This is a genomic window from Rhodopseudomonas palustris (assembly GCF_003226555.1).
Classification (GTDB): Bacteria; Pseudomonadota; Alphaproteobacteria; order Rhizobiales; family Xanthobacteraceae; genus Rhodopseudomonas; species Rhodopseudomonas palustris_I.
On the sequence record NZ_QKQS01000038.1, the window covers coordinates 207,458 to 227,837 of the forward strand.

Consider the following 20,380-nt stretch of genomic DNA (forward strand, 5'->3'; position numbering starts at 1 on the left):
AACGAGTCCATGATGGCCGACGAAGCATTCGCCCTTTCGCCGATCTCCGCCCGACCGGCGATGCCGAGTGATGCGGACTACGACGCGATCCGCGAAGCGTTCATGGAGACGTCGCGCGGGCGCTGGTTTCTGAGCGAATACGCCAAGCGCAACCGCAACGCCGACACCACCATGGTGCTCGACGCGGTGGCGCGGATCGAACAAACGCTCGCCGCACAGAAGCAGGCCCAGGCCGAAGCCGCCGGCGAATCGCTGGCGGCGCTGCGCGCGGTGATCGGCGAAGCACGCGCCTGCGTCGCCAAGGCGATCGCCACGCTGGACGACACCGCGACCCTGGCGGCGGCGCATCGCGGCGCCCGCGCCGTCAGCGAAGTCGCTGCCACCTTGCGCGAATGCGGCGCCGACGCGCGGATCTGCGATCTGCTCGACCAGCAGGTCGCGGCGATCGACGGCGGCCACCGACTGGTGGCGGCGATCGATCGCAATGCAATCGAAGCGGCGTTCGACCGGATGCTGCAGCACGTCGCGGCGATCTCGGGCGGATCGCCCACCGCGCACACGGCTCCGGAAACGACTGCCAGAGCAACGGCGCCCGCCGCGGCGGACGCGGCCTCGCCGGCTGCGGCCGAGCAGCACAGCCCGGCACCGGAGGCTGCTGCCCCGCAGGCTACGGCACAACAGCCCGCCGAACCTACCCCGCCCGCGTCCCTCGCCGCGCCGCAGCCCCCGGCCGATGCCGCCGTGATGATGGTCACCGGTGTCGACGCCGACGAACTCGAATTCGTCGAAACGGCAGAAGAGCCGGAACAGACTGCCGCGGAGGCCGTCGCGCCGCAGGCGCTGGCTGCCGAGGCGTCTGCCAACGCCGGTCCGATCGCACAGCCGAACGACGCTGCCGATCTGCTCGACGAGGTGGTGGCGCTCGAAGCCGACGGATCCGAAGACGAGTCGGTGCTCGATCTGGTCGCGCGCGAGATGTCGGCGCCCGACGTCTCGGCGCCGTATCGGCCCGAGAACGACGCCTATGAGGCGGCCGCGGCCAGCACCGCGGAGGAGATCGAGTCCGATATCGCGGCGCTGCAGCAGGCGCTGAGCGAGGAGATCGCGGTTGCGCCGGAGCCGATCCCGGCCGACGAGGCCCCAGCCTTCTCGGCCGATGCCTTCGCGGCCGATGCCTTCGCCGCCGATGCGTTCGCAACCGACACTTTCGATCTGCCCGCCGAGCCCGAACTCGACGCCGTCGCGAGTGCCGAACCGTCGTTCGAGCCGACCGGCGAGATCGGCGAGTCCGCGCCGGTGATGACCGTGGCGGCGCCGGCCCCGGTCGAGACGGCTGCAGCCCAGATGCCTGCGGCGACCGCCATTTCGGATCAGGCGATCGCCTCCGCGCCGGCCTCGCTCGGCGCCGCAGCGCTCGCGAGCGGTGCCGTGGCTGCGCCATCGCCGATGCGCAGCGACGCGCTGGTGCCGTTCCGGCGGATGAGCCAGTCCGAGAAGATCGCGTTCTTTTCGTAACCTGCGATTCGGCGCGATCGCGCTCGCGCCGAGACGATCAGCCGATCAGGCGGGCGAACACATCGGCATCGACATTGCCGCCCGACAGCACGATCGCGGCGGTCTTGCGGCGAACGTCCAGTTTGCCGGCCAGCAGCGCCGCCAGCGCCACCGCGCCGCCCGGCTCCACCACCAGCTTCAACTCGCGGAACGCGAAGCCGACCGCGCGAGCGACCTCGGCGTCCGACACCGCGACGCCGCCGGCGAGCAGCACCCGGTTGATCGCGAAGGTGACCTCGCCCGGGATCGTCATCATCAGCGCATCGCAGATGGTGCGTCCGCCGGGCGGGATCGACTCGCGACGGCCCGCGCGCAGCGAGCGGGCGTGATCGTCGAAACCTTCCGGCTCGGCCGACATCACCTCCGCCTGCGGAAACCGAGCCTTGACCGCCAGCGCGGTGCCGGCGACCAGCCCGCCGCCCGAGGCCGGCGCCATCACCAGATCCGGGGGAGCACCGAGAGCAGCGAGGTCTTCGGCGATCTCGCGGCCGACCGTGCCCTGCCCGGCGATCACCATCGGATCGTCGAACGGCCGCACCAAGGTCGCGCCGCTGCGCTCGGCGATGTCACGCGCGATCGCCTCGCGATCCTCGCGGTCGCGATCGTACAACACCACCTCGGCGCCATAGCCCGCGGTGCGCTCGCGCTTGGAGGCCGGGGCATCCGACGGCATCACGATGGTGGCGCGGACGCCGAGCAGCTGCGCCGCCGCGGCGACGCCCTGGGCATGGTTACCGGAGCTGAACCCGACCACGCCGGCGCGCCGAAGCTCCGGCGAGAGCGACGCCAGTTTGTTGTAGGCGCCGCGAAACTTGAACGAGCCGGTGCGCTGCAGGACTTCCGGTTTGAAGAAGACGCGGCCGCCGGTCGCGGCATCGAGTGCCGGCGAACTCAGGAGCGGCGTCCGCACCGCGACGGGCGCCAGCACGTCCGCAGCTGCGTCGACATCGGCGATGGAGATGGGAAAGTCCGGGGAACTGGTCATGGCACATCATCTAGCGCGCCGCAGCGCACGCGGACAAGGTGGGATGATACATCCGTGCTAGGCGACTAGGCGATGCGGCTTGGCACCGTGCGGACCAAGCCGGGCCGGCTCCAGCATCGCGACGCGGCGGACGTTGTCGACAAAGGCGTGGGCCGAGGCTTCCCAGGTGTGATCGGCCGCGAACGCCAGACACGCCTCGCGCGAGATCTCCAGCGCGCCGAGGCACGCCGCGCGAAGATCGTCGCTGAGCACGCCGACCGGAGCGTCGCCGATCACGTCGCGCGGCCCGGTGACCGGATAGGCCGCGACCGGCACGCCGCTCGCCAGCGCCTCGAGCAGCACCAGCCCGTAGGTGTCGGTCTTGCTCGGAAATACGAACACGTCGGCGGCCGCGTAAACTTGCGCCAGCGCTTCGCCCTGCTTGGCGCCGAGGAACACCGCATTCGGGAAGTCACGCTCCAGCGCCGCCCGCGCCGGGCCGTCGCCGACCACGACCTTGGTGCCGGGCAGATCGAGCGACAGGAAGGCTTCGAGGTTCTTCTCGACCGCAACCCGGCCGACCGACAGGAACACCGGCCGCGGCAGGCCGAGATCGGCGCCCTCGCGCGGATGAAACAGATGGCCGTCGACGCCGCGCGGCCACAGCACCACGTTGTTGAAGCCGCGCCCGCGCAGCTCGTCCGCCAGCGCCGGTGTCGCCGCCATCACCGCATGGCTGGCGCCGTGAAACCGGCGCAGCAGCGACCACACCCAGGACTCCGGAATCGGCGCCCGCGCCGAGACGTATTCGGGAAAACGGGTGTGAAAGCTGGTGGTGAAGCGCAGTCCGCGCTTGCGGCAATAGCGCCGCGCCGCCAGCCCGATCGGCCCCTCGGTGGCGATGTGGACGCAATCGGCCTTCGCAGCATTGATCAGATGCGCGACCCGGATCGGGTTCGGGATCGCGATCCGCAGATCCGGATAGCTCGGCAGCGCCACGGTCGGGAACGTCTCGGGCGTAAGGAACACCACGTCGACGCCGAGCGACTTCGCCGCTTCGGCCATCATCGTCAGCGTCCGCACCACGCCGTTGACCTGCGGATGCCAGGCGTCGGTCGCGATCAGGATGCGCATCAGGCGGCCCGCGCCGCGACCGTCGGCACCGGCAGATTGCGCTTCAGCAGATCGGTCCAAGTGATGATCTCGAACCGGCCGTCCTCGTGCTCGGCGAGCGCCGTGCAGCTTTCGACCCAGTCGCCGCAGTTCATGTAGTTGATGCCGTGGAAGTCACGGATCGCTGCGGTGTGGATGTGGCCGCAGATCACGCCGTCGGTGCCGTGACGGCGGGCTTCCTGCGCCAGCGTCTCTTCGAACGCGCCGATGTAGTTCACCGCGTTCTTGACCTTGTGCTTGGCCCATTGCGACAGCGACCAATACGGCACACCGAACCAGCGCCGGAACGCGTTGACGATGCGGTTGAGCCGGATCGCGAGGTCGTAGGCCTTGTCGCCGACATGGGCGAGCCAGCGGGCGTTCTGCACCACGAGGTCGAAGATGTCGCCGTGGATCACCAGATAGCGGCGGCCGTCGGCGCCGGTGTGGATCGCGTTCTCGACCACCTCGATACCGCCGAAATGCGTGCCGTAGTACGAGCGCAGGAATTCGTCGTGATTACCCGGCACGTAGATCACCCGCGCGCCCTTGCGGACCTTGCGTAGCATCTTCTGCACGAAATCGTTGTGCGACTGCGGCCAGTACCAGCTCGATTTCAGCGCCCAGCCGTCGACGATGTCGCCGACCAGATAGATCGTGTCGGCATCGTGGACGCGGAGGAAGTCGAGCAGCAGATTGGCCTGCGATCCTCGCGCGCCGAGATGCACGTCGGAGATGAACAGGGTGCGAAAGCGTCGTTCCGGACCGTCGTCGCTCATCGGTCTTGTCCCATCCAAGGCCGCCCGCAGGCGGCGACGTTTCAAGCCCGGCTCAGGCCGCCATCGGCGTGCCAGTCCGCTCGAAACACACCAGCGTGTAAATACCGAACGGCTTCAGCTTGCGCCGCTCGACCAGAATTGCGTCGGAGGTGCCCTGCGCCCAGGCCTGCAGCCGGGCGAACGGAAATTCCGGACGCAGCCCCAGCGCGCGGGTCTTCTGCGCAGCCCAGCGCTCGACCGCAGCCGCAACGCCAACTTCAGAGTACAAATGATTGACCAGGATGATGCGACCGCCGGGCTTCACCACGCGATGGCACTCCGACAGCACCTGCTCGGGATTAGCCACCAGCGTGATGACGAATTGCGCGACGACGCAATCGAACGTCGCGTCTTCGAACTCCATCGCGTGCGCATCCATCTGGCGCACGTCCTTGACCCACGGATAGCGGCCCGACGCCATCTTGGCGCGTGCCTTCTCGAGCATCGGCTCGCACAGGTCGATACCGGTGATTTCGGTCGTGGCGTCGTAATCGTCGAACGACAGTCCGGTACCAACACCGACTTCGAGAATCTTGCCGCCGTGCGCGCGCGCTTCGGCCGCCGCCGCACGCCGTCCCTTCACCATCACCGGCCCGCATACCGCGTCGTAGATCGGAGCCCAGCGAGCGTAGGCGGTTTCAATCAGGGACTTGTCGAGGTCGGGCGTCATCGGTTCCGTTCGAATCGTAAATTACTTACGAATTCGGATTATCAGCCGAGTACGACGACTGGACGACAACGCACGGTCGCCCGGTTTGGGCCTTAGTCGAAGGCGTGGAAATGATGGATCGGGCCGTGACCGTGCCCGACCGACAACCGATCCGCCGCGGCGATCGCGGCACTCACCCATTGCTTGGCCGCCGCCACCGAGGCCTGCAACGACTGGCCTTTGGCGAGATTGGCGGCGATCGCGGAGGACAGCGAGCAGCCGGTGCCGTGGGTGTTGTCGGTGATGATCCGCGGCGCGGCGAGCGCCTGCACCTCGGTTCCAACAAACAGGTAATCGGTGCTGGTCGGCCCGGTGCCGTGGCCACCTTTGATCAGCACCGCTTCGCAGCCGAGCGCGAGCAGACGCCGGCCCTGGCTTTCGATTGCGGCCGGCTCGTCGGCGAGCTTTTCGTCGAGCAGCGCGGCGGCTTCCGGCAGGTTCGGCGTGATGATCCGGGCGCGCGGGATCAGCGCCGAGCGCAGCGCCTCGACGCAGTCGTCGGCGATCAGCCGATCCCCCGAGGTCGCGACCATCACCGGATCGAGCACGACATTGGCGGCGTGCCAGCGGTCCAGCCCTTCGGCGATCGCGGCGATCACGCTGCGCTGTGCCACCATGCCGATCTTGGTGGCGGCGACCGCGAGATCGCTGAACACCGCATCGATCTGCGCGGTGACGAACTCGGCCGGCACGTCGTGGATCGCGGTGACGCCGCGGGTGTTCTGCGCGGTCAGCGCCGTGATCACCGAAGCACCATAGACGCGGTTGGCGGAAAACGATTTGAGATCGGCCTGAATGCCGGCGCCGCCTCCGGAGTCGGAGCCGGCGATGGTGAGTGCGATCGGAATGGCCATCAACGTGCTCGATTGACAAAGCTGCGGACGCAGCAGCCTATCGCGGTCGTAGCGCGCCCGCACCGCAGCGGCAAGAGCTTGCGCCGACAGGGTGTTTTGGGCTTGATGGCGCAAATCAAGCTGCCGGAGAGACCCGCGATGGTGCCGTTTTTCGTTCAGATCAAATGCCAGCTCGGCCAGTCCTATGCCGTCGCCAACGCGATCGCCGAAGCCGAGATCGCCTCGGAGATCTATTCCACCGCCGGCGATTACGACCTGCTGGTGAAGTTCTACGTCGACCGCTCGACCGACATCGGCCATTTCGTCGCCGAAAAGGTCCAGGTCGTGCCCGGCATCAAGGACACCCACACCATCATCACTTTCAAGGCGTTCGGCCCGAAGTGATCGCCGATCAGCCGGCCTCGGCCTTGCGCGGCGGCCGGACCGGCCCCTGCACCGGCGGCAGCGACTTGATGTAGGCGGCGATCGCCTCGCGGTCGGCCTTGCCGAGCTGCGAGGTGTTGCGGATCACCTGCGCCATCGAACCGCCGGCGCTGTCGCCTTCCGGCGTCATGCCGGTTTCGAGGAAATAGGCGATGTCGCCGGCGCTCCAATCGGCGAGTCCCTTCTGGGTGATGTTCGGCACCCAGCCCTTGCCTTCGGGATCGGGCCCGCCGGCGAAACGCTGCGACGCCACGATGCCGCCGAGCGCATTGCGCGGGCTGTGGCACTCGGCACAATGGCCGAAGCTGTTCACCAGATACGCCCCGCGATTCCACTGCGCCGATTGCGCCGGATCCGGCGTGAAGGTCGCGTCGTCGAAGAACAGCAGCTTCCACATCCCGACCGCGCGGCGGATGTTGAACGGGAACGGCACCTCGTTCGGCGGCGCCCGGCCGGCCACCGCCGGCAGCGTCTTGATGTAGGCGAACAGATCGCGGACGTCGTCGAGCCGCGCGTGCGCGTAGGACGGATATGGAAATGCCGGATACAAATGCACGCCGCCGGGGGCGGTGCCGCGCATCACCGCGCTGACGAATTCGGCCTCGGTCCATTTGCCGATGCCGTCGTTCGGATCAGGCGAGATGTTCGGCACGTAGAACGTGCCGAACTCAGATTTGAGCGCGAGCCCACCGCCGAGCCGCGTGCGATCGTCCTGCTTGGGCGTCGCGTGGCATTCGGCGCAGCCGCCGGCGTAGAACACGGTGCGGCCGTTCTCGAGATCGGCGGCACGCGCCGGCAGCCGATCCGCCGATATAGTGGCGGGCATCGTCAGCAGCCAGAAGGCGGCGCCGCCGATGAGCGCCGCGACTAGAAGCACGGCTCCGATTGTCCTGGCCACGGCGATCTCCGCTGCCGGCGGCGCACTTATCCGCGCGCGCTAACCATCCTTCTGACGGAAGGTCTCATGGCAGCTGCCGCAGGCTTTGCCGATCGGCTGCATCGCCGCCTTCAGCGTGTCGACATCCTTGATCTTGCCCTTGGCGCCGTCGACCGCCTTGGCGAAGTCGGCGATCTCCGCATCGAACTTGGCGCGCTCGGTCCAGATCTTCGGCGAAGCGCTGTACTTGCTGTCGAACGGCTTCAGCCCCTTGGCGCTGTCCGGAAACAGCTTGGGCAGCTCCTTGGCGGTTTCGTCGAACTGCTTCAGCGCCGCATCGACCGCGGCCTGATCGTAGGGCTTGTCGCCCTTGACCATGGCGCCGAGCACCATCATGTTCCGGCCGTTGTCCTTCATCACCTTCTGGGTCTTATCGACCACGTCCTGTTGCGCCATCACGGCGCTCGCCGTCAGCACCAAGGCTCCGGCCACGATCACAGTTCGCAACATAGGCATTCCTCCCGCTGGTGTTTGAACTTGGTCGAGCGCCGCCAGTTCCGCGGCTGATCACAGGGGCGGCTTGGTGCCGCATCCTGACGCTTCGTCTGTCGCCTCCCCGCCTTCCGGCCTAAAGCCGGTGGCGGCGTTCGTGTTCTCGGATCGCCATCCACACCCGCTCCGGCGTCGCCGGCATGTCGATGTGGTCGATCCGGTATTCTCGCCACAGCGCATCGATGATCGCATTCATCACCGCCGGACACGAGCCGATCGCGCCCGCCTCACCAGCCCCTTTGACGCCCATCGGGTTGGTGGCGCACGGCACGTTGTGAGTCTCGAACGTGATCGGAGCGCCATCGGCTGCGCGCGGCAGCGCGTAGTCCATCAACGAGCCGGTGACGAGCTGGCCATCCTCGGCGTTGTAGACCGCCTGCTCCATCAACGCCTGGCCGATGCCCTGAATGGTGCCGCCATGAACCTGGCCGGCGAGGAGCAGCGGGTTCAGCGTCACGCCGAAATCATCGACGATGACGTAGTTGACGATCCTGATCTTGCCGGTCGCCGGATCGAGCTCGATCTCGACCAGATGCGTGCCGTTCGGAAAAGTGCCGTCGGCGCTGGAAAACGTCGCGCTGGCGTTCAGCTTGGCCGGATCGACGCCGGGCCGCTTGGCGAGGTCGGTGAACGAGATCGAACGGTCGGTGCCGGCGATCCGGATCATGCCGTCGCTGATTTCGAGGTCGGCAGCGCTGGTCTCCAGCGCATCGGCCGCGATGTCGCGGAGTTGCTCGCCGAGCTGATGGGTGGCGCGCTGCACGCTGACGCCGCCGGACGGGATCGAGGCCGAGCCGCCGGTGCCGAGGCCGGTGGCGATCCGGTCGGTGTCGCCTTGCACCACCCGCACCCGCTCCTGCGGCACGCCGAACTGCTCGGCGACGATCTGCGCATACGCGGTCTGATGGCCCTGCCCGCTCGACTGGGTGCCGATCAGCACGGTGATGTCGCCGTCCGGATCCAGCACCACCTTGGCGGTTTCCTCGCCCATGGTGCCGCAGACCTCGACATAGGAGGCGAGGCCGATGCCGCGTACCAGCCCCTGTTTCTTGGCCGCCTTGGCGCGCTTGCCGAACTCCTTCCAGTCGCCGATCTCCATGGCGCGCTTCAGATGCGCGGCGAAGTCGCCGGAGTCGTACACTTTGCCGGTCGCAGTCGTGTAGGGGAACTTGCGCGGCGGAATGAAGTTCTTGCGCCGGATCGCATCCGGCGACATCGACAGTTTGCGCGCGCAGGCGTCGACCAGACGTTCGACCACATAGGCCGCTTCGGGGCGTCCGGCACCACGATAGGCATCGACCGGGACGGTGTGGGTGAACACGGTGCGGATGCGGCAGTGGAAGGCCTGGATGTCGTACAGCCCCGGCAGCATGCCGACGCCGCCATAGGGGACATACGGGCCGAACGTCGACAGATAACCGCCGAGATCGGCGATCAGATCAACGTCCATGCCGAGAAACCTGCCGTCCTCGGCCAGTGCCATCCGCGCGGTGGTGACATTGTCGCGCCCCTGCGAGTCGCCGACGAAGTGATCACCGCGGTCGGCGGTCCACTTCACGGTCTTGCGCAGCTTCTTGGCGGCGACCGCGAGCAGCGCGTATTCGCGATACGGAAACAGCTTGGTGCCGAAGCCGCCACCGACATCCGGACAGATCACCCGCATCTTGTCGGTCGGGATCTTCAGCAAAGTCTGGCACAGGATGTCGCGCAGCCGATGGCTGCCCTGGCTGCCGACCGTCAGCGTGAAGTGATCGTGTTTGGCGTCGTACTCACAAACCGCGGCACGGGTTTCCATATAGTTGGTGACGACGCGCGGATTGACGATACTGATCTCGGCAATCGCGTGCGCTTTGGCAAACGCCTCCTCGGTCGCCTTCTTGTCGCCGATCCCGGCATCAAACAGCACGTTGCCGACGTGATCCGGCCAGACCTGCGGCGCGCCGGGCTTCACCGCATGGGCGGCGCCGATCGCCGCCGGCAGCGGCGTCCACTCCACCTCGATCGCCTCCAGCGCATCACGGGCATGAGCCAGCGTATCGGCGACCACGAACGCGATCGCATCGCCGACATGGCGAACCTCGTCGCGCGCCAGGATCGGATAGTCCGGGCTCTTGAATGGCTTGTCCGGCAGGTTGAACAGACACGGTAACCCGCCGATGTCCGCGACGTCGTCCGCGGTCAGGATCGTCAGCACACCGGGCAATGCGCGCGCCGCGGTGGCATCCAGCTCGAAGGTAGCGTGTGCATGTGGGGATCGCAGCACCAGGGCCTGCACTGATGATTGCGGCGCGTAGTCGTCGGTGTAGCGCCCCTTGCCGCGAATCAGGGGATCGTCCTCCTTGCGCAGCACACTCTGGCCAACGCCGAACTTCGTGGGAGCCAACTTGGTTGGAGCCATAGGGTCGTGACCTCCGATACGAGTTGGCGTCATCTTGCAGCGGATCGATGACCGGAGCAAACACGCCGGCCGTCTGATCGCGATGGAACACCGAAATATGAACCTGCTCGAGGCCAAGCGCCGCAAGGTCCGGCGGCGGGGCGCGGCCTGAGTTGACCTGGCGGCGGCACCCGGCACCGTTACTCAACCGAGAACAACCAGGTCCAAAAATAACAAGCCGAGAATAAAAAAGGTGCACCGGTCGCCCGATGCACCCTTGGTTCTTTTCTATCGGGCGCTGTCGCCCGACCGAAACGGCGTCAGTAGCAGATCACCCGGCCATACACCGGGTTGAACACGCAACCGCCATAGCCGCGATAGTAACCGCGACCACGGCCGCGATAGTAGCCCCGGCCACGTCCGCGGCCGTAATAGCCACGGCCACGGCCGCGACCACGGCCCCGCTGGGCTTCGGCCTTGCTGGTGCTGGCCGTGAGGAACAGCGCCGACGTGCCGACGAGGCTGAAGCAGTAGATTGCGGTCAGCGTGACTGCGGCGAGAATGCGCGTGGTCCATCCCTTACGGGCCTTGGAAGCAGTTTGAGCCATATGGATTGTTCTCCCGGTCGTTGAGCAGGTCACCGTCGTACCCGTTGTTGGTGAGGTTGTGGCGGAAGACGGTTCAAATGCACGGGGTCAATGCGCCCCCGTTGATCGGCCCCTGCTGTCAAGCTTATGATCAAGCTACGGTTTTGGTCAAGCCGCGATTGGACTCGACGCACTCCAACGAGCAACCGAACGAGTCGTTCCTTGACGGAGCGAAGGGTGCATTCGCGGCTGCGCGTGCAGTGCGGCATCGACGATATCCGCAGATGCGCCGCAATATCGAGGCGAGTGCCTCGCCATGTCCAAGTTTCGCGTGCAGGCTATACTGCAATTCAAGTGAACCGCATTCCGTTGCAAGCCGACAGCCAGAAGAGACGCCCTTCGCCTTGTCCGCGGTGACGCCACACCTTCAGAAAAGTAGCCCATGCCCCGTCAGCACACCTACATTCTCGGCCTCAACACCTACGACCACGACGTCAGCGCCTGCCTGCTGCGTGACGGCGAGATCGCTTTCGGCATCGCCAAGGAGCGCATCACCCGCGAGAAGCACGCGTCCGGTTTCTACAAGGAGGTCATCGACTACTGCCTGGACGCCGAAGGCATCACCATGGCCGACGTCGATCTGGTGGTGCGCAACTGCTACATCCTGCCGGTGCCGGAGATGGAAGACCGGCTGATCTTCCAGGACATGCCCGGCTTCCTGCCCGAGCACGAGCGCGGCGAAGCCGGCAAGCACCCGCTGTTCCGCAATCACACCGACAAGGTGGCGACGATCTCGCATCACCTCGCGCATGCCTACAGCGCGTTCGCGCCGTGCCCGTTCGAGGAAGGCGTCGTGATGATCGTCGACGGCGTCGGCAGCTACCGGGCCGACGTCCAGGAAGCCTTCCCCGGCGACGACGCCTCGCCGCTCGCCCGCGAATCCGAGAGCTACTACAAATTCAGCGGCACCAAGTTGGAATGCCTGAAGAAGGTGTGGATGGAGCCGGAGCGCGGCTTCCTCAGCGACGAGTTCTACAACATGCCGGGCTTAGGCGCGTATTACAGCCGCGCCTCGACCTACGTGTTCGGCGACTGGAACAAATGCGGCGAGCTGATGGGGCTGGCGCCTTACGGCCGACCCGGTGCGATCCCGCCGATGCTGCAGTTCGAAAACAACGAGCTCACCGTGCCGCGCTGGACGCCGGAACTGAACCAGCCCTACATCATGGACAGCCCCGGCAAGTGGGAAGACAACCCGTCGATGCGGCATTGGGAAGATCTCGCCTGGCGGGTGCAAGACGACACCGAGCGGGTGCTGCTGGAGCGCGCGCGCTGGCTGCGCGAGACCACCGGGGCCAAGAACCTGTGCATCGCAGGCGGCGTCGCGCTGAACTGCGTCGCCAATGGCCGGATCGCGCGCGAAGCCGGCTTCGAGAACGTGTGGATCCAGCCGGCCGCCGGCGACGACGGCATCGCGATCGGCTGTGCCTATTACGGCCATCTGGTGATCCAGCAGAAGCCGCGCGGCTTCGAAATGAAGCACGCCTATATCGGCCGGCCGTATTCGGACGCCGAGGTCGAGGAAGCGACGCAGCGTTTCTTCGTCAAGCCGCAGATCAACATCGTCCGCTCCAGCGAAGTCTACAAGGAGACCGCGCGGCTACTCGCCGACCAGAAGGTGATCGGCTGGTTCCAGAGCCGCTCCGAATTCGGCCCGCGCGCGCTCGGCCATCGCAGCCTGCTGGCCGACCCACGCAAAGCCGAGATGAAGGACATCCTCAACAGCCGGGTGAAGCACCGCCAGCCGTTCCGCCCGTTCGCGCCGATCGTGCTGAAGGAGCGCGCCGACGAGATCTTCGAGGGCAAGGGCGACTCGCCGTTCATGCTGATGGCCAAACCGGTGGCGCCGGCCTGGCGCGACAAGATTCCGGCCGTGGTCCACGTCGACGGCTCGGCCCGCGTCCAGACGGTGGACGAAGAGACCGCGCCTGACCTGTATTACATCCTCAAGGAGTTCGAGGCACTGACCGGCGTCCCGGTGCTGGTCAACACCTCGTTCAACATCAAAGGCGAGCCGATCGTCGAGACGCCGCGCGACGCGATGGCCTGCTTCCTCACCACCGGCATCGATCATCTGGTGATGCACGACACCATCGTGTCGAAGAACAAGGCGCACCGTTTCATCAATCCGGTGCTGCAGGTGTATTCCGACGTCACCAGCCTGGTGCGCTCGACCACCGCGGCGTGATCAGCCGCGCAGCAGTGCCTTGATCCAGCGCGGACCGAACAGGACCAGGATCGCGGCGCCGTAGATTACGGCGCCGACCACAATGAGCAGCGCCAGCGCCGCCTCGCTGTGCAGCATCGGTAGTTGCGCGAGGTACGGCGCGGCGAAATGCGCCGTCAGCCACAGTGCCGCGCCGAGCACGACGCCGACCAGCAGGAACTTGATGATCGCCCACACCAGTTCGCGATCGAACGCGAAGTAGCCGGCGCGGACCGAGAAGAACATCACCAGCAACAGGTTGATCCAGGTGCCGGCCGCCGTGGCGAGCGCGAGGCCGACCTGCGCGAGCGGCGCCATCAGCAGGAATTTCAACACCACATTGGCGCCGATGCCGATCAGCGACGCCTTCACCGGGGTCGCGGTGTCTTTACGGGCGTAGAACGGCGCCACCGCGCTGCGGATCATCACCGCCGGCACCAGCGCCACCGTATAGGCCGCCAGCGTCGCGCCGGCCGCCAGCGCGTCGGCACTGGAGAATGCGCCGCGCGCGAACAGCGCGCGCATGATCACGTCCGGCACGGTGAGGAACGCGGCGACGAACGGCACCGAGAACAACAACACGAACTCGAAGGCACGGCGCTGCGAAGCCTTGGCGCCGGCATCGTCACCGGCCGTGAGCTGCCGCGACATCTCCGGCAGCAGCACGGTGCCGATCGCGATCCCGATGACGCCGATCGGCAATTGGTACAGCCGGTCGGCATAGTACAGCGCCGACAGCGCGCCGACGGGCAGAAACGTCGCGATGATGGTATCGGCGAACATCGCGATCTGGGTGCCCATCGAGCCGATCGTCGCCGGGCCCAGCGCGCGAAAAAATCCGCGAACGTCCTCGTCGAGCCTTGGCCTCGCGAACCGCGGCAGCCCGCCGTGCAGCGACAGGTCGCCCGCGAGCAGGAAATACTGCAGAAAGCCGGAGATCAGCACACCCCACGCCGCGGCGTGGCCGGCGGTCGGGAAGAATGCGGCGAGCGCTAGCGTCGCCATCATCGAGATGTTGAGGAAGATCGACGCCGCCGCGGCAGCCGCGAAGCGCTGCATCACGTTGAGGATGCCGCCATACAGCGTCACCAGCGTGATCAGCAAGAGATACGGGAAGGTGATCCGGGTCAGTTCGATCGCCAGCGAGCGTTGTTCCGGCTCCTGGGCAAAGCCCGGCGCCAGAATGCTGATCACCTGCGGCATGAACACCAGCGCCACCGCGAGCAGCACGAGCTGCGAGACGAACAGCAGCGTAAAGATGCGATCGGCGAACAGCTTCGCCGACGCCTCGCCCTTCTCGCCGCCGACATGCGCATAGGCCGGGACGAAGGCAGCGTTGAACGCACCCTCGGCGAAGATCGCCCGGAAATGGTTGGGCAGCCGCAACGCGACGAAGAACGCATCCGCCACCGGACCGGCGCCGAGGATGGCCGCCAGCATGATGTCGCGGGCAAACCCAGTCAGGCGCGACAGCAAAGTGAAGCCGCCGACGGTGAAAATGCGCTTGAGCATGGCCCGCTTCTACAGGAAGTGGCGAGACCGCAAAACAGGAATGGCTGGCTACAGTCCCCTCACAGGGGAGTCATTCCGGGGCGCGCCCGTCGGGGCGCGAACCCGGAATCCCGATGGGGTGAAGGCAGAGATTCCGGGTTCGCTCGCTATCGCGAGCGCCCCGGAATGACGGGGAGGCTCAGCGCCCCACCGCGCCGCGCACGGCCTGGATCACACGATCCTGCGTCGGCGCGTCGAGATAAGCGTGCATCGGCAGGGCGATGACGTCGCGCGACAGCCGCTCGCACACCGGCAGGCCGCCGTCGGCGACCGGAAAACCGCGATACGCGGTCTGCTGATGCATCGACTTTGGATAGTAGATCGCGGTCGGGATGCCTTGCGCCTTCAGCGCCGCGGCAAAACCGTCGCGATCGACACCGTGCGGCAGCCGGATGGTGTACTGCGCCCACACCGAGGTGCAGTCCTCGGCAAGCCGCGGCACCGTCACGACATCGGCGAGCGCTGCCGAATAGCGCTCGGCCACCACGTTGCGCGCGGCGATCTCGTCTTCGAAGATCGCCAGCTTCTGCAGCAGGATCGCCGCCTGGATGGTGTCGAGCCGGCCGGTGAGGCCGAGGCGGACGTTGTCGTATTTGTCGCTGCCCTGGCCGTGGACGCGCACGCTCTTGAGTGCCTCGGCAAACTCGGAATCGTCGGTGAAGATCGCGCCGCCGTCGCCGAAGCAGCCGAGGGGCTTGGCCGGGAAGAAGCTGGTGGCGGTGGCGAGGCCGAAGCTGCCGAGCTTTTGGCCACGGTGGCTGGCGCCGAAGCCCTGCGCCGCGTCGTCGAGCACGAACAGCCCTTCATCCGCCGCAACGGCGCCGACCGCGGTGTGATCGGCGGCCTGGCCGAACAGATCGACTGGAATGATCGCGCGCGGCTTGAGGCCGAGCTTCTTGGCGGTGCCGATGCCGCGCTTCAGCGAGGCGATGTCGATGTTGAACGTGACCTCGTCGACATCGACAAACAGCGGCGTCGCACCGGTCAGCGCCACCGCCTCGCCAGTCGCGCAGAAGGTGAACGAGGGACACAGCACCGCGTCGCCGGGGCCGATGCCCTTGGCCATCAGCACCATCAACAGCGCATCGGTGCCGCTGGAGCAGGTCACGACGTGGCGGGCGCCGGCGAAAGCGGCGAGCTTGGCCTCCAGCTCGATCACTTCCGGACCGTTGAGGAACTGGCAGTGGTTCAGCACCTTGCCGACCGCCTCGTCGATACCGGCCCCCAACCTGCGGCGCTGGGCGCCGACATCGATGAAGGGCACCGGGTCGTTGCGGAGATGCTGATTCATGGGGCCTTGCCGGGTTCGGATGACGGGAATACGCTGTAGATCGGTGGCGTTTTCGGTCTAGCCGGCTGCGCGGCGGGGCGCAGCGGCGGTCGCCGCGGGCCGTGCGGGCTGATCGAGACACTGAATCGCGATTTCGAGGCTGGCGACGCCCTCCTCGCCGGTCACGGCGGGAGTGCCGTTGCTGCTCACCGCATTGACGAAGGCGATCAGCTCGGCGCGCAGCGGCTCGTCGTGACCGACCGGCAGATGCCGCATCGAATAGCTGCCGTCGGCCTTGAAGCCGAAGCACTCGGTGACCTGACGGGTCAAGAGGTCGCCCATCACGTATTTGCCGCGGGTCGCGACCGTCACGGTGCGCGCCTTGAACGGGGTCAGCCAATTGGTGTTGATGTGGGCGAGCACGCCCGAAGCGGTGCGGAACTGCAGCAGCGCGATGTCCTCGCGCTCGGCGATCGCGCTCGAGAGCTGCGGCTGCACCTCGGTGATTTCCGAGTCGGTGAACCAGCGGATCAGGTCGATGTCGTGGACGGCGAGGTCGATCACCACGCCGACATTCGACATCCGCGGCGGGAACGGGCCGACCCGGGTGATGCCGATCGACAGGATGTCCTCGTCGCGAATCGCCTGCTTGATCGCCGCGACCGCCGGATTGAAGCGTTCGACATGGCCGACCATCAAGGTGACGCCGGCCTTTTTGGCGGCGGCGACGATCTCGCGGCCTTCGGCCACCGTCGAGGCGATCGGCTTTTCGACCAACACATGGATACCGCGACCGATGCAGGTCAGCGCCACGTCGTGATGCAGATGCGTGGGCGCCGCGATGGTCACCGCGTCGACCCCGGCCAGCAGCAATTCGTCGAGCGTTGCGAAGGTCTTACAGCCGATCAGCTCGACCGCGCGGTCGCGGTGCTCGGGCAGCGGATCGACGATCCCGACCAGCGAAACGCCCGGTAGCCCAGCAAGCACACGCCCATGGTTCGTGCCCATCACCCCAGCGCCAATCACGCCGATTCGGAGCGAGGGAGTTTTGGACGGTTCTGTGCTGGACGTCATGGCATCGCGCCTTGGGAAATTGAAGGTGCGGCTTCCTACCATGCGGCCACAGATGTGGCGAACGTTCGGGAAACTTTCCCAAACACGTTTTGATTCAATTGATTACACCAAACAACCAAGACGCGAATTAGACGCAGGAAGCTATGCGCCGTGGTAGCTGCGAAACCAGGTGGCGAAGGCGCGGATTCCGTCCGCGATCGGAGTCGAGGGCCGAAAGCCGACGTCTCGCATCAGCCCGTCCACATCCGCAAAGGTCGCCGGCACATCCCCTGGCTGCATCGGCAGCATCTCCTTGATGGCCGGGCGCCCCAGTTCGGTCTCGAGCAGCGCCACCACGTGCATCAGCTGTTCCGGACTGTGATTGCCGACATTGTAGATTTGGGCAGGCGCCCCCGCCGCCCGAGCGTGGCCAGGCGGAACCAGATCGATCAGCCGCGACACCACCTGCGTGACATCGTCGATATAGGTGAAATCCCGCTGCATCTGGCCATGATTGAACAGCTTGATCGGACGGCCCTCGGTGATCGCCCTGGCGAACAAATACAGCGCCATGTCAGGTCGGTACCACGGGCCATAGATGGTGAAGAAGCGCAGGCCGGTGGTCGGTAGCCGGTACAGATGGCTGTAGCAGTGCGCCATCAGCTCGTTGGCCTTCTTGGTCGCCGCATACAGGCTGATCGGGTGGTCTGTCGGATCGTCCACCGCGAACGGCAGCTTGGTGTTGGCGCCATAGACCGACGACGACGACGCATAGATCAAATGCTCGCAACCATTGTGCCGGCACCCTTCCAGCACGTTGAGGAAGCCCTCGAGATTGCTGTCGACATAATCGTGCGGATGGCTGAGCGAATGCCGGACCCCAGCCTGGGCAGCGAGGTGGATCACGACCGGAAAGCGGTGTTTTGCGAACAGGTCCGCAATCGCCGTCCGGTCGGACAGATCGGCACGAACAAAGCTGAAACCTGGATACGGTGCCAGCAGATCGAGCCGGGCCTGCTTCAGGGCCGGATCATAATAGTGGTTGAGGCTATCGAGGCCGACGACCGTGCGTCCCGCGTCCAGCAGCGCCCGGGCGACATGATAGCCGATGAAGCCTGCTGCGCCCGTGACCATGACCGCTGTGTCTGCCATCTGTTCCCACCCCTCGCGATCCGATGCGCGCCTGTTTAGCCAGCCGGCTACCCCAGCAGCAAGGGGAGCCAAGACGCTATTGCCAGATTAGGCGCAAGTCCCTACCAAGGCGGCGGCTTTCGCGGCGGCCGGGCCGTATCGCTCGTTCTTGACGATCTGTTGACCTCTGTTTTGCGATCCCCCATGCGCCGGATTCTGTTCTCAGCGGCCAAGATTCTGGTTTCGGCGGCGCTGCTGTACTTCGCGTTGCGCAAGGCCGACTTTGCCGCCCTCGCTGCGCGGATCGACGCGACGAGCTTGGGCTGGCTGGCGCTCGCTGTCGGATCGACGATCTTCCAACTGTACGTCAACGCCGTGCGCTGGCGGGCGATCGGTGAATGTTGCGAGGCGCCGCTGACGACGGCGCGATCGATGCGGTACACGATGATCGGCGCGTTTTTCAATCAGACATTGCCGTCTGCGATCGGCGGCGACGCGGTTCGCGTCTGGCTGCTGGCCCGGGCCGGCGCTGGCTGGCGTGCCGCGACCTATTCGGTGTTCGTCGATCGCGCGATGGGTCTGATTGCGTTGTCGGCGATGATCTTCGTAACGCTACCGTGGACGCTCCGCTTGATCGACGACGCGGACGGACGGCTCGGCCTGATGCTGCTGGATTTCGCTGCACTTGGTGCCGGTATCGTATTCCTAGCTTTGCCTTTCTTGCGGTTTGGCCTGCTGGATCGGATTTGGGCAACCCGTCACATGCGCGCCTGCTCCGAGGTCGCCGTGAAGGTGCTCTCGGACCCGAAAAGTGCCCTGATTCTGATCATCACCTCCCTGGTCATCACGATCCTCGCGGTGGTGATTGCATGGTGCGTGGCACGAGCCATCGAAGCGCCGACCAGTTTCGTGCAGCTGCTCGAACTCGTGCCCCCGATCATGCTGATCACGATGATCCCGATTTCGATCGCCGGCTGGGGCGTTCGCGAAGCCAGCATGGGATTGGCGTTCGGTTACGCCGGTCTCAACCCCGGTGACGGTGTCGCTGTGTCGCTGCTGTTCGGCGCTGTTTATTTCGTCGTCGGCGGTATCGGCGGACTGATCTGGATTCTAAGCGCCGAGAAGGCCGCGAAAGGCGACGCCCCCATCGAGGTTCCGGAGTAGCTCGATGCGACTTGCAGAGGGCAGCGCGTGTCTTCTAGCTTTGGGTTGAGCGAATGACCGGATCTGGTGTGGTCTTGTTGCTCGCCATCTCGTCCGCAGCGGTCGGATGCGCTCTGCTCACCTGGACGCTGATGCCACTCCTGGCGCGCTATGCGCTGGCTCGCCCAAACGCACGGTCGTCCCACAAGACACCCACGCCGCAGGGCGCTGGAATTGCCGTCATCGCCGCGACATTGGCTGTGACCGCAATCGCTTTTGCTTCGTCCGCCCCTGCCCTGCTGGAACTGCTGCCATTGTTCGCCGCAGCGATCGCGATCGGCATCGTCGGCGCGGTCGATGACATCCGGCCGATCTCGGTGCTGCCGCGCTTTGCCCTGCAGGCGCTCTGTGTCGGCGTCGTGGTGGTCTGCCTGCCCGCCGACCAGCAGATCGTCCCGGCTCTGCCGCTGTGGCTCGAACGCACCGCCCTGGGGATCGCCGGCCTGTGGTTCGTCAACCTCGTCAACTTCATGGACGGGCTCGACTGGATGACAGTTGCCGAAGGCGTGCCGGTGACGCTGACCCTTGCTGTGTTCGGCCTGTTCGGCGCGGTATCGCCATCGCCGATGCTGCTGGCAGCAGCGCTCGGCGGAGCCCTGATTGGCTTCGCGCCGTTCAACCGGCCCGGCTCGGCCAAGGTGTTTCTCGGCGATGTCGGCAGTCTGCCGATCGGGCTTCTGCTCGGCTGGTGCCTGCTGCAGCTTGCGCTGCAAGGCCATGTTGCCGCAGCTTTTTTGCTTCCGTTGTATTATCTCGCCGACAGCACCCTGACACTACTCCGGCGAATGCTGCAGCGTGAGCGGTTCTGGCTCGCGCATCGATCGCACTTCTATCAGCGAGCCACCGACAACGGGTTTTCGGTGCGCGAAGTCGTGAGATTGGTCTGCTTGACAAACTTGGCTCTGGCGGTGCTGGCGGGAGCGTCGATTGCGCTCGAATCCATTGCCGCCGATGGCGTGCTGATCGCAATGGGCGGCGCTCTCGTCGCTGCACTTCTGATGCGGTTCGCACACCGCAAGGCGTGACGTTCCATGGCATC

Annotated in this window: 18 protein-coding genes; 5 read left to right on the forward strand and 13 right to left on the reverse strand. The window is 66.0% G+C overall.

What is annotated here, in order from left to right; translation table 11 throughout:
* Positions 1-12 precede the first annotated feature (12 nt).
* Positions 13-1,515 carry a hypothetical protein gene (locus DNX69_RS24810; RefSeq protein ID WP_110788774.1) on the forward strand — a complete coding sequence of 501 codons (1,503 nt, stop codon included), beginning with the start codon at positions 13-15 and terminating at the stop codon, positions 1,513-1,515.
* A 37-nt stretch (positions 1,516-1,552) separates the two neighbouring features.
* Here DNX69_RS24810 and DNX69_RS24815 read toward each other — a convergent pair whose 3' ends face one another.
* From DNX69_RS24815 to thiD, 5 genes are all read right to left on the reverse strand, one after another.
* Positions 1,553-2,539: a threonine ammonia-lyase gene (locus DNX69_RS24815; protein WP_110788673.1), complete on the reverse strand. Its 987-nt coding sequence runs from the start codon at positions 2,537-2,539 to the stop codon at positions 1,553-1,555.
* Between the two features lie 57 nt (positions 2,540-2,596).
* The gene (locus tag DNX69_RS24820) at positions 2,597-3,652 is read right to left on the reverse strand and encodes a glycosyltransferase family 4 protein (protein WP_110788674.1); all 1,056 of its coding nucleotides are present in this window, start codon (positions 3,650-3,652) and stop codon (positions 2,597-2,599) included.
* Complete coding sequence (locus tag DNX69_RS24825; protein ID WP_110788675.1) at positions 3,652-4,449, reverse strand: UDP-2,3-diacylglucosamine diphosphatase; 798 nt, start codon at positions 4,447-4,449, stop codon at positions 3,652-3,654. Before DNX69_RS24825 ends, DNX69_RS24820 begins: the two co-directional genes overlap by 1 nt.
* Before the next feature lie 52 nt (positions 4,450-4,501).
* Positions 4,502-5,158: a class I SAM-dependent methyltransferase gene (locus DNX69_RS24830; RefSeq protein ID WP_110788676.1), complete on the reverse strand. Its 657-nt coding sequence runs from the start codon at positions 5,156-5,158 to the stop codon at positions 4,502-4,504.
* Positions 5,159-5,250: 92 nt separating this feature from the next.
* Positions 5,251-6,051 carry a bifunctional hydroxymethylpyrimidine kinase/phosphomethylpyrimidine kinase gene (gene thiD / locus DNX69_RS24835; protein ID WP_110788677.1) on the reverse strand — a complete coding sequence of 267 codons (801 nt, stop codon included), beginning with the start codon at positions 6,049-6,051 and terminating at the stop codon, positions 5,251-5,253.
* 138 nt (positions 6,052-6,189) lie between these two features.
* Between thiD and DNX69_RS24840 the strand changes: the two genes are divergently transcribed.
* Entirely contained in the window at positions 6,190-6,435 is a 246-nt protein-coding gene (locus DNX69_RS24840; protein ID WP_110788678.1) for an Lrp/AsnC ligand binding domain-containing protein, read from the forward strand.
* A 7-nt stretch (positions 6,436-6,442) separates the two neighbouring features.
* On the opposite strand, the gene DNX69_RS24845 is transcribed toward DNX69_RS24840, so the two are convergent.
* From DNX69_RS24845 to DNX69_RS24860, 4 genes are all read right to left on the reverse strand, one after another.
* Positions 6,443-7,372, reverse strand: a complete 930-nt coding sequence (locus tag DNX69_RS24845; RefSeq protein ID WP_110788679.1) for a cytochrome c — start codon at positions 7,370-7,372, stop codon at positions 6,443-6,445.
* Between the two features lie 39 nt (positions 7,373-7,411).
* Complete coding sequence (locus DNX69_RS24850; protein ID WP_110788680.1) at positions 7,412-7,861, reverse strand: c-type cytochrome; 450 nt, start codon at positions 7,859-7,861, stop codon at positions 7,412-7,414.
* Between the two features lie 118 nt (positions 7,862-7,979).
* Positions 7,980-10,301 carry a xanthine dehydrogenase family protein molybdopterin-binding subunit gene (locus tag DNX69_RS24855; protein ID WP_110788681.1) on the reverse strand — a complete coding sequence of 774 codons (2,322 nt, stop codon included), beginning with the start codon at positions 10,299-10,301 and terminating at the stop codon, positions 7,980-7,982.
* A gap of 299 nt (positions 10,302-10,600) precedes the next feature.
* Positions 10,601-10,888: a hypothetical protein gene (locus DNX69_RS24860; protein ID WP_110788682.1), complete on the reverse strand. Its 288-nt coding sequence runs from the start codon at positions 10,886-10,888 to the stop codon at positions 10,601-10,603.
* 421 nt (positions 10,889-11,309) lie between these two features.
* Between DNX69_RS24860 and DNX69_RS24865 the strand changes: the two genes are divergently transcribed.
* The gene (locus DNX69_RS24865) at positions 11,310-13,115 is read left to right on the forward strand and encodes a carbamoyltransferase family protein (protein WP_110788683.1); all 1,806 of its coding nucleotides are present in this window, start codon (positions 11,310-11,312) and stop codon (positions 13,113-13,115) included.
* On the opposite strand, the gene murJ is transcribed toward DNX69_RS24865, so the two are convergent.
* From murJ to DNX69_RS24885, 4 genes are all read right to left on the reverse strand, one after another.
* Positions 13,116-14,645 carry a murein biosynthesis integral membrane protein MurJ gene (murJ, locus tag DNX69_RS24870; RefSeq protein WP_110788684.1) on the reverse strand — a complete coding sequence of 510 codons (1,530 nt, stop codon included), beginning with the start codon at positions 14,643-14,645 and terminating at the stop codon, positions 13,116-13,118.
* Positions 14,646-14,823: 178 nt separating this feature from the next.
* Complete coding sequence (locus DNX69_RS24875) at positions 14,824-15,975, reverse strand: DegT/DnrJ/EryC1/StrS family aminotransferase (protein WP_110788685.1); 1,152 nt, start codon at positions 15,973-15,975, stop codon at positions 14,824-14,826.
* Between the two features lie 57 nt (positions 15,976-16,032).
* Positions 16,033-17,028 carry a Gfo/Idh/MocA family protein gene (locus tag DNX69_RS24880; RefSeq protein ID WP_110788686.1) on the reverse strand — a complete coding sequence of 332 codons (996 nt, stop codon included), beginning with the start codon at positions 17,026-17,028 and terminating at the stop codon, positions 16,033-16,035.
* A gap of 141 nt (positions 17,029-17,169) precedes the next feature.
* Positions 17,170-18,159, reverse strand: coding sequence for an NAD-dependent epimerase/dehydratase family protein (locus tag DNX69_RS24885; RefSeq protein WP_110788687.1), 990 nt, complete (start codon positions 18,157-18,159; stop codon positions 17,170-17,172).
* Positions 18,160-18,342: 183 nt separating this feature from the next.
* On the opposite strand from DNX69_RS24885, the gene DNX69_RS24890 reads away from it, so the two are divergent.
* Together DNX69_RS24890 and DNX69_RS24895 are read left to right on the forward strand one after the other, a co-directional pair.
* A complete protein-coding gene (locus DNX69_RS24890) occupies positions 18,343-19,302 on the forward strand; it encodes a lysylphosphatidylglycerol synthase transmembrane domain-containing protein (RefSeq protein WP_110788688.1) in 960 nt (319 codons plus the stop codon).
* A 53-nt stretch (positions 19,303-19,355) separates the two neighbouring features.
* Entirely contained in the window at positions 19,356-20,366 is a 1,011-nt protein-coding gene (locus tag DNX69_RS24895) for an MraY family glycosyltransferase (protein ID WP_110788689.1), read from the forward strand.
* Positions 20,367-20,380: the final 14 nt, after the last annotated feature.

Bases quoted from the DNA above. Each gene is read 5' to 3' on its own strand.
- DNX69_RS24810 (WP_110788774.1), top strand. From the start codon at position 13: ATGGCCGACGAAGCATTCGCCCTTTCGCCGATCTCCGCCCGACCGGCG.
- DNX69_RS24815 (WP_110788673.1), bottom strand. From the start codon at position 2,539: ATGACCAGTTCCCCGGACTTTCCCATCTCCATCGCCGATGTCGACGCA.
- DNX69_RS24820 (WP_110788674.1), bottom strand. From the start codon at position 3,652: ATGCGCATCCTGATCGCGACCGACGCCTGGCATCCGCAGGTCAACGGC.
- DNX69_RS24825 (WP_110788675.1), bottom strand. From the start codon at position 4,449: ATGAGCGACGACGGTCCGGAACGACGCTTTCGCACCCTGTTCATCTCC.
- DNX69_RS24830 (WP_110788676.1), bottom strand. From the start codon at position 5,158: ATGACGCCCGACCTCGACAAGTCCCTGATTGAAACCGCCTACGCTCGC.
- thiD (WP_110788677.1), bottom strand. From the start codon at position 6,051: ATGGCCATTCCGATCGCACTCACCATCGCCGGCTCCGACTCCGGAGGC.
- DNX69_RS24840 (WP_110788678.1), top strand. From the start codon at position 6,190: ATGGTGCCGTTTTTCGTTCAGATCAAATGCCAGCTCGGCCAGTCCTAT.
- DNX69_RS24850 (WP_110788680.1), bottom strand. From the start codon at position 7,861: ATGTTGCGAACTGTGATCGTGGCCGGAGCCTTGGTGCTGACGGCGAGC.
- DNX69_RS24855 (WP_110788681.1), bottom strand. From the start codon at position 10,301: ATGGCTCCAACCAAGTTGGCTCCCACGAAGTTCGGCGTTGGCCAGAGT.
- DNX69_RS24860 (WP_110788682.1), bottom strand. From the start codon at position 10,888: ATGGCTCAAACTGCTTCCAAGGCCCGTAAGGGATGGACCACGCGCATT.
- DNX69_RS24865 (WP_110788683.1), top strand. From the start codon at position 11,310: ATGCCCCGTCAGCACACCTACATTCTCGGCCTCAACACCTACGACCAC.
- murJ (WP_110788684.1), bottom strand. From the start codon at position 14,645: ATGCTCAAGCGCATTTTCACCGTCGGCGGCTTCACTTTGCTGTCGCGC.
- DNX69_RS24875 (WP_110788685.1), bottom strand. From the start codon at position 15,975: ATGAATCAGCATCTCCGCAACGACCCGGTGCCCTTCATCGATGTCGGC.
- DNX69_RS24880 (WP_110788686.1), bottom strand. From the start codon at position 17,028: ATGACGTCCAGCACAGAACCGTCCAAAACTCCCTCGCTCCGAATCGGC.
- DNX69_RS24885 (WP_110788687.1), bottom strand. From the start codon at position 18,159: ATGGCAGACACAGCGGTCATGGTCACGGGCGCAGCAGGCTTCATCGGC.
- DNX69_RS24890 (WP_110788688.1), top strand. From the start codon at position 18,343: ATGCGCCGGATTCTGTTCTCAGCGGCCAAGATTCTGGTTTCGGCGGCG.
- DNX69_RS24895 (WP_110788689.1), top strand. From the start codon at position 19,356: ATGACCGGATCTGGTGTGGTCTTGTTGCTCGCCATCTCGTCCGCAGCG.